General features: G+C 35.4%; 8 protein-coding genes. All 8 read left to right on the plus strand.

Annotated features, from left to right (window positions below):
- The coding region (locus ABID56_RS12815; protein ID WP_354221841.1) for a protein rep at nt 1-486 on the plus strand (486 nt) is incomplete at its 5' end.
- A 652-nt stretch (nt 487-1,138) separates the two neighbouring features.
- Nucleotides 1,139-2,158, plus strand: a complete 1,020-nt coding sequence (locus tag ABID56_RS12820; RefSeq protein WP_354221843.1) for a site-specific integrase — start codon at nt 1,139-1,141, stop codon at nt 2,156-2,158.
- A 6-nt stretch (nt 2,159-2,164) separates the two neighbouring features.
- On the plus strand, nt 2,165-2,554 hold the full coding sequence (locus tag ABID56_RS12825; RefSeq protein ID WP_354221845.1) for a hypothetical protein: 390 nt from the start codon (nt 2,165-2,167) through the stop codon (nt 2,552-2,554).
- A 564-nt stretch (nt 2,555-3,118) separates the two neighbouring features.
- Nucleotides 3,119-4,102 carry a replication initiation protein gene (locus ABID56_RS12830; protein WP_354221847.1) on the plus strand — a complete coding sequence of 328 codons (984 nt, stop codon included), beginning with the start codon at nt 3,119-3,121 and terminating at the stop codon, nt 4,100-4,102.
- 78 nt (nt 4,103-4,180) lie between these two features.
- A complete protein-coding gene (locus tag ABID56_RS12835) occupies nt 4,181-4,660 on the plus strand; it encodes a DUF3967 domain-containing protein (protein ID WP_354221849.1) in 480 nt (159 codons plus the stop codon).
- 198 nt (nt 4,661-4,858) lie between these two features.
- Nucleotides 4,859-5,356 carry a hypothetical protein gene (locus ABID56_RS12840; protein ID WP_354221851.1) on the plus strand — a complete coding sequence of 166 codons (498 nt, stop codon included), beginning with the start codon at nt 4,859-4,861 and terminating at the stop codon, nt 5,354-5,356.
- Between the two features lie 634 nt (nt 5,357-5,990).
- Nucleotides 5,991-6,149 (plus strand): antitoxin VbhA family protein, encoded by a 159-nt coding sequence (locus tag ABID56_RS12845; RefSeq protein WP_354221853.1) that lies wholly within the window; start codon nt 5,991-5,993, stop codon nt 6,147-6,149.
- 1,743 nt (nt 6,150-7,892) lie between these two features.
- A partial coding sequence (locus tag ABID56_RS12850) for a protein rep (protein ID WP_354221855.1) occupies nt 7,893-8,449 on the plus strand: 557 nt, incomplete at its 3' end.

The raw sequence follows: 8,449 nt of genomic DNA on the forward strand, positions 1-8,449 counted from the left end.
GACGATTATAATCCGCATATTCATGCGTTGTTCGTGGTGGATAAAGGTTATTTCAATAATTCGAGACAGTACATAACACGTGATCGTTGGTTGGAACTGTGGAAGTCATGCACAAAGGATGACCGTATTACGCAAGTTCATGTTCAAAAAGTACGAGAAGATAATAATGATCGTGCTTATGAAGTCGCCAAATACTCGGCGAAAGATGAAGACTATTTAATTAGCCAAGATGTGTTTGAAGTCTTCTATAAAGCATTAAAAGGCAAACGCTTGATGGTGTTTTCAGGTCTGTTTAAAGAAGCGTCGCAGAAATATGAAGATGGGGGACTTGATCACCTGAAAGAAGAAAGCACAATTGAGTATGTGTATGCTCTGATGTATCAATGGGGCAACGGGAAGTATGCTCAAATCGAAAAGCGGTTGCTTGACGATGAAGAAAAACAAATGATTAATAACGAAAACATAGACGAAATGGATGTTGAGTGAATGCTAGAAGCGTTCACTCTTTTTTTTATGCAGCTGTTCAGTTATACTAGACGCATACCTTATTTTTTTCTTTTTACTTTTTTTATACTACTTCTTTAGCGAAGTATGTCGAATACACCAAAAACCACGCCTTTGGGCGTTTGATCGAAGTCAATTTGATTTCGCAATATCAAACGTTCAAAGGCTTTTTTAATGCCTAAAAAAACGGAAGGAGTGTCAATGAGACAAGAAAGGACTACGATTAAACACAAACAAAAACAGGTGGAAGTGATAAGAGCAAAACTTTCTGACAGCTGGGGTTTGCTCTTTTTTGTTTTGAACAGCTGATAATAAATAGATAGTGATGACGAGCAAAATCTTACAAGCGACGCCCGTCGGCAAACTTGTAAGTCAATATCCGAAGGATATATGGATATTGCGCAAAACCGAATAGGAAGCACGAGCCTAAATGTGTCCGGCTCACTAAAGATAGGACGGAATGCTAAATAGATAAATGCACATTGAAAACAGGATACAAATATATGGCAAGAACGCACCCCCGCCTTATGTTTCGTCGAACGAATGTGAGCGAAACATAAGGCGGGACGTCGCGAACGAATGTGAGCGACAGCATGATTTTTTCGAAGAAAAAACAGCGAAACGAGGGATAAGTATGTCTAAATCAAGCATTGTGCGTCAGGTCAAAACAGCGGTTGAAAGCGTAGATCGTATTGGTCAATCGAAGCGAGATGCTCGAATGAAAAATGAACGGCATTTTATTCATAGCAAAAAACAAAAGCGAGAAACGCTTTCAGCGGGCCAGAATTTTGCGAAATGGGCTAGAGAGACTCATGGGGTTAAAAATCTACATGAGTTAAATGAGAGCCATTACAAAGCTTATATTGAGTTCAAACAACAACAAGGGGTGTCAGATGGTCATTTAAAGAACATTGAGACAGGATTAAAGCATATTGAGCACGGAATGCAGCTTAAAGCTAAACAATTCGGTAAAGAAGCGACACAATTTACACCCGATAAACGCATGATAACGTCAGCACCGACAACACGTAATCGAGCGTACACACATGAGCAGTACGAAAAAATTCGAGAACAGTTGAGTCCGAATAGTCAAGCAGGCGTGGATCTGATGCGAAACATGGGATTGCGAGTGAATGAAGCTGTGAACGTTCGAGCAGAACACTTTCAAAAAACCGAGAAGGGATGGCGTTTAAACATTCAAAACGGCCAAGGTATTACAAAAGGGGGGCGGTATCGGTATGCAGATGTACCGAAAGACTTTGAGAACCGTCTAGAATCCATTCTGAGCGACAAAAACCCAAACGATAGACTTGTACCTATTCAAAAAGACACATTGCGTGAGAGTGTCCAAAATGGCGCTCTGAAAGCAGGGATTAACCCAAACGGAAAAGGAACACATGGTTTTCGGCATTTATACGCTCGTGAGCGAGTCGATCAACTCTTTCAAGAGCGTGGAATTGGTGAAGAAGGAAAAACAATGCTTGAGCGTGTGATTGAGCACAAAGACAAAGGACGATCCGCAGACTATGCGTTACATACTGAAAAGCAGCAGCGTTTATTTGCCGACGTCCAAGACGTCGTGGATAAAGTCCACTCTGAAATAGGTCATGGGCGTGGGCGATGGGATTTAGCCAAAATCTATATGAGAGGTTGATAAAGTATGACACCAGAAGAATATGAAAATGAGATTGAAAGATTAAAAGAGATTATCGGCAGTTGGCGTCGGAAAGCACAAGAGAAAAATCCTGTGCGCTATACCATATTCAAAGAAGATTTAGTGATGGATGATTACTCAAGCCACAAATGGCACAAAAGATGTTATATAGCGGACTTTATTCCAGGCGATCTGGAGATAGGGAAAGTGGTTGATGAGTTGGTGCAATCGGGCTTTTTGTATGAGCTAGAACCGTATAAACTTCGCAATGTTAGCTATTCGACGAAGTTTAAAGCGTGGATTGTTGAAGTGATGGCTCCGATCCAACATGATGGCTTTGATAAGTACATGCAGATGTATTGGCAACGTCGAGCAGAAAGAACAGAGCGATTATGACGCAGAAAAAAACGTAGTCTTTTTGTGATGGAGAACCCCCTGCTACACTATTGAAGCCAAACGTGGAATTATCGATGACAGGATTTTCCCGTTTGGCCACTTATTTGGGGTGCAGGGGGTGCAGGAATCCATCACAAAAAGGAAACGGCTTTTTTTGAGTAATAAATAGTGATAGATCAAAGGGTTAAAAAATAAAATAGTCTCTTTTAGAAGACACACAAGATTAAAATTATGACGATTAACCGTACCCTAATTTTTAGGGTACGGTTAATACTATAATGTTTTATATAAAGCAAGAGCTATTATCATGAATAGATTAATAGGATTGTAAATTTATTTATATAAGATTATGACGTTTTCTTTTATTTATTTATTTATATTACTTATATTACTTATATTTAGGACAAACTAAATCTCTTGTGCCACAAAGGATTTGATGTTCCATTGTACTTTTTTCTCGGGTTCATTGTACTTTTTTCTCGGGTTCATTGTACTTTTTTTACGGGATTTACTATACTTTATGTTAAAATTGAAAGTACATTAGATAAAAAAAGAGGGGATTTTATGGCTAGAAAAAATGATAAACAACTTTTAGTTTTTTACGAAGATAGCATAAAAAAAAGTAATGAATTTTCAATGGCAAAATTAAGCTCAAAATTAACTTTAAATCAAATGCAATTACTTGCGTATGCTATTTATTCGACGCAACAAAATGGTAAAACAGAATTTATTAAAGCTGATTTTGAAAAGAAATTTAATCTTGGTGAGTATCGCAGAGAAGAAGCCAAACAAGATAGTAAAAAGTTGTTCGATTTAAATTTTTCTTTAGATGATCTTGAGACAGGTGAATTTGATTTTCTTCACGTCTTTCAACGAATTAATTATAAAGATGGTTTGTTTACTTTTAGATGGTCGGAAGACATAATTCCCCATATTTTAGATTTAAAAGATCGTTATATTACAAATGGTTTTTTAACGATTGCAAACTTTAAGAGTGGTTTTTCGTGGATTTTATATGATTATTTAAAAGGTAATTATGGGTATTGGAGAAAAGTTTTATCAAAAGAATCTTTAATGAAACTATTTTGTGTAGAAGATAAAAAAACTTATCAAAACAATACTGGACGGTTTAGACAAGCTGTATTAGACGTTGCAATTGATGAAATTAATCAATTTACTGAACTTGAAGTTAATTACACAGTAGAAAGAGAAGGGAGAGCAATAGTTGCATTTAAAATAACTTGGTCAACTGGTGAAACGGTCAAAAGTGCAACTGATAAGCAAGTTAAAGAACTGAAAACAATTGTAGAAACGATTGAAAATGACTATTTAGAGTTTATTAATATAAATAACGAAGCTGATCGCCAGCGTGCTATAAACATTTTAAAAGAAAATAGAGACGTGCTCCGAATAGTGCAAGAACCTATATCCATAACTTATAAAAAAGCTGACTTATTAATTAGACAAGCTAATCAAAATATTAAACAACTACACTATTTAGCTAATAAACCAGAAAGCCCTTATTATAATTGGTTAGAAGAAGAGTAATTTTGAAGGATAATAGAATGAGAGTGCAGAAAAACAAACTAAGTAGTTAAATATATTATTAATTAGGATTAGATAATGATGAGTGAAGAAAAAGCGTATTGGACACACGAAATAGCAAGTATTTTAAATGTATCTGATAGTACCTTGCGAAAATGGTGCATGGCACTAGAAAAGGAAGGCTATGTATTTACAAAAGGTGAGAATAATAGTCGTGCGTTCCTCGTTCGTGATAAACAAGCATTGTTATACTTCAAGCAGTTAGTTAAGGTGGAAGGTCGAACGATTAAAATGGCTTCAGTACAAGTGTTTAATGAATTTTTATCGAATGAACGAACGACCCCCGTTCGTACGGAATATGAGGGCGTTCGTGGGGCGTTCGATAGTGAGTTGAAAAAGCTGAATGATCGAATGGATAAACAAGAAGAATTTAATCAAAAATTATTAGATCGAATAGATCAACGCGATTCAAATTTAATGGCTGTTTTACGTGAGGTTCAAGAACATAAAAAAGAACTGGCTATGACAAAAAAGAAAAAATGGTGGCAGTTTTGGAAATAAACTAGCATTTATAATTTAAAAGAAGAATTTCTAGAGTAATATCCCCCCTTATATAATTAATTTTATTTTATAAAGCTTTCAGGTTGCTATCCATTTTCGTTTTAATCTATAAGTAACAAAAAAAAGGTAGAATTACCATTTTAAGTGTGATATAATTTTTTTGAAATTTTTAATAAATTGGAGAAGGAGAGGATTTTGATGAAAAAAAAGGTGTTTATTGCATTATTAGCATGTGTGATGAGTTTTTCATGTATAGCACCTAGTTTTGTAGGTGCTACGTCATCAGACAACAGTGAGACTGCAAATACGCAAGAAAAAATGACTAAAGAAGAGCTCAATAAAATTGTTGAAGAAACTGCTGAAGAAGTTTTGGAAGAGGCACCTCGTGTTGAAAGAGAAACTGATGAAATTCAAACAATGGGCGCTGTAAGTGTTGGTACAAAGTTAATAAGAATTTTTGGTAAAAGTTATGTTACTAAGAAATTACCCAAAAAAATCTATTCTAAATTTCCAGCTGCAGTAAAAAATGAGGTTTCTGAAAGTGCTTTTGTTAACTTCTGGAGTGCATACGTTTTAGTAGGAGGATTAGATGAAGTTCAGAACACGGTATCTAATTATTTAAAACCATATGTTTGGGATTGGGTAGCTGAATCGGCTGGATACATTGCACAAGGTACAGTTTGGGCCTTATTATAAAAAGGTGGTACATACATCATGAATAAAAAATCTATCTTAATCTTTTTTCTGGTTTTCGCTGTGTTGCAAGTAACAGAGGAGCTAAACTTAGGAGATAATTGGTTTGTTACTACATCAATTCAATTTGCAATTTGCTTTGTGATTTTTATTGTTTTTTCACTAATATGGACAAGGGTCACAAAGAAGAAAACTTAAAGCAATTATAAAAATCACTATCATAATTAATGGTAGTGATTTTTAACTATAAGACGTTTTCATAATTCATTATGGCAGGTCTTTACGTTTTCCTTTGCGATCCTGCTAAAAATTTATAGTTATCTTTTACTAATAATGTAAAATTTAACACTAATAAAAAGAAAGAATAGAAGATATCTGTAATATCTTCTATTCAATTTTGTGAAATTTGCTTTTGCCCTCACCCCCCGATTATGTTTCGCTCTTGATTAGAAAAACGTTTGTTAGATAATTAAGGGAAACAAGAAGTGAATGGTGGTAAAATAGGGGATATGGAGGTCGAATAAGAAGGAGTGATGAAGATGGAAACAGTAGGTCTTATTATTTCTTTAACAGCGTTAGGTATCAGTCTTACAGCGTTCACGCTTATTTTAAAGCACAAAAAACTGGAGTTGAGTGAATGATTTCTGCTGAATTAGATAAAGCTTACCAGCAGGCTAAACACCAACTGGAGATCGAAGGCTTCACTTTGACAGATGAAGATGAACAGAACATGAAAGCTGTTGTTAGTGGTGAAATGAGCCGGGAACAACTTATTGAGCAATTGAAGAGAGTATGAAAGGTAACAGTCATGTTTTTGGCTGTTACCTTTTTTTAATTTCTTTATTATTATAATCTATAAAACTAATATCTGTTGTAATTTCTGGTATTGCTTGGTCATGTTGTCCACTCGAAAGGTCATTTTGTCCATTGCAATGGACAACTTTATCTCCCTGTCCATTCCAATGGTCATTTTGATTACTCGAATAGTCAAAATGACTATTCGAGAGATTAAGCAATAAAGCATGACCAATTGAATGGTTATATTGTCTGTTCTTGATTGGACATTTTGTCCGCTCTGATCATGACGATGTTTATTGAAACACTGTTATCATCAGTTTTCGCATTTTGCGAAAACTTGGATTCGTCACAATGTGGCTGGCATTTTTTGTTTTGCTCGAAGGTTATTCAGCTTGCTGAACGTTAGAATTTAATGAGCAGAGCGAATGAAATTCACCCATTTCCACACCCCAAAAATTAGGGTGTGGGTAAATGGGCACTCTGTATTTTTTCGTGATAGCCTTTTTAGTCCTGGAGAAGATGTTAAATCACCTTGAACCCTATTAAAATAAGTCATCACTAAAAGATTGAATCAGTTCGAATAACGGGGTGAATCACTTTTAAGTGTTGCGTAGCAAGACTTTGATAGTTGCTGATGCAACTTTTATCGATGCACTCGCAAAAAATACCCTATTTTTAGCGGAGAAGCCCTTGCTCTCTTTCGATCGCAAGCGTATTTCCTGAAATATGTGAGGTGACCTGAAGTAAGGCTTTCCTTTCGAGATAGAATTAATAAACTTTAACAAACTTTATTAAAGCTTATTAAAGTTTGTTAAAGATGAACAAAGTTTAATAAAGACTCTTGTGAAATTCACGGAGTGCCCACTTACATACCATCCGAAATTGGCTGGTATTCGTGGGGGTTAAATATTCAATTTAACGTTCGTTTTCGTGTGAGAAAATAGCACTTCGTGTTGTGAGGATCTAGGTAAAATTCTATGCAGCGTCATAGCTTTAAATTGATTTTTGAGTACCAGAAAGTGTTGTAGCTAATAAATGGGCTTAGAACGTCCAAATTTGGCTTGTGTGAGTTTTTATGGTTTGAATGGTATTGATATGCTGACAAACAGATAGAAACGTTTCAGAGCGGTTTATGACGCAGGAAAAAACGTAGTCTTTTTGTGATGGAGAACCCCCTGCTACACTGTTGAAGCCAAACGTGGAATTATCGATGACAGGATTTTTCCCGTTTGGCTACTTATTAGGGGTGCAGGGGGTGCAGGCATCCATCACAAAAAGGAAACGGCTTTTTTTGAGTAATAAATAGCGATAAGATTACTGTGTCAAAAAGGAAGAACTCATTTCTCAAAAATCACTTTAAAAAGTGAGAAGGTATCCCGAAAATTTTATTAAAACAAAAGGATACCTTGAATTTTTAAGGGGAAATGAGGTGTTCATATGTTTATTAAAATTCAATCAAAGTACGATGAAATAAAGATTGATTTAGTGTTTAATTTTAATTTAGTTGCGTTGCTCTTATATTTAATTTTTGGATAAAAAACACCCCCTGAAATCAGGGGGTGTTTTTTATGTTTTTTCTTATCTTGATATAAGGGTAACATCTCTGATTTACCCTTAATTCGCAAATCCATTGGCATGACTGGCTTGAAAAGGAAAAAACTTGCCAAAATCCGTATACTGTTTTACACTTTAAGTGTCCAACAAAAAGAGTAAACAGAAAAAGAAACGGAGGCAAGTTTTTATGAGTAAATCTAATATTAACTTTGTTGATGACAAGTATACACCAAAAAAAGAAAAAAATCTAGTGTTAAGTGGTATGATTGAAAATCTAGTTTCAGAATCTATGCACGAACTGATCGTGGATTGTAACACATTCATGATGATGGCGAGTGATCAAAATATGGAACATCTTAAATTGCATAAAAATAATGCGTGTAAAAATCGGTTTTGTCCAGTTTGTGCATGGCGTAAAGCAGGAAAAGACGCTATGAAACTATCAATCATGATGAAGCACCTGAAACTAGAACAGGACAAGCAACTTATTTTCGCAACGTTCACGACACCGAATGTTGTAGCTGATGATTTAAACGATGAAATTCGGCATTTGAATCAATCGTTTCAACGTCTGATGCAACGAAAACGAGTGAAAGAAGCAATTCGAGGTTACGCTCGAAAAATTGAAGTGACATACAATCATGAGCGTGACGATTATAATCCGCATATTCATGCGTTGTTCGTGGTGGATAAAGGTTATTTCAATAATTCGAGACAGTACATAACACGTGATCGTTGGTTGGA

The sequence above is a fragment of the Alkalibacillus flavidus genome (genome assembly GCF_040545925.1).
GTDB classification, from domain to species: Bacteria; Bacillota; Bacilli; order Bacillales; family Alkalibacillaceae; genus Alkalibacillus; species Alkalibacillus flavidus.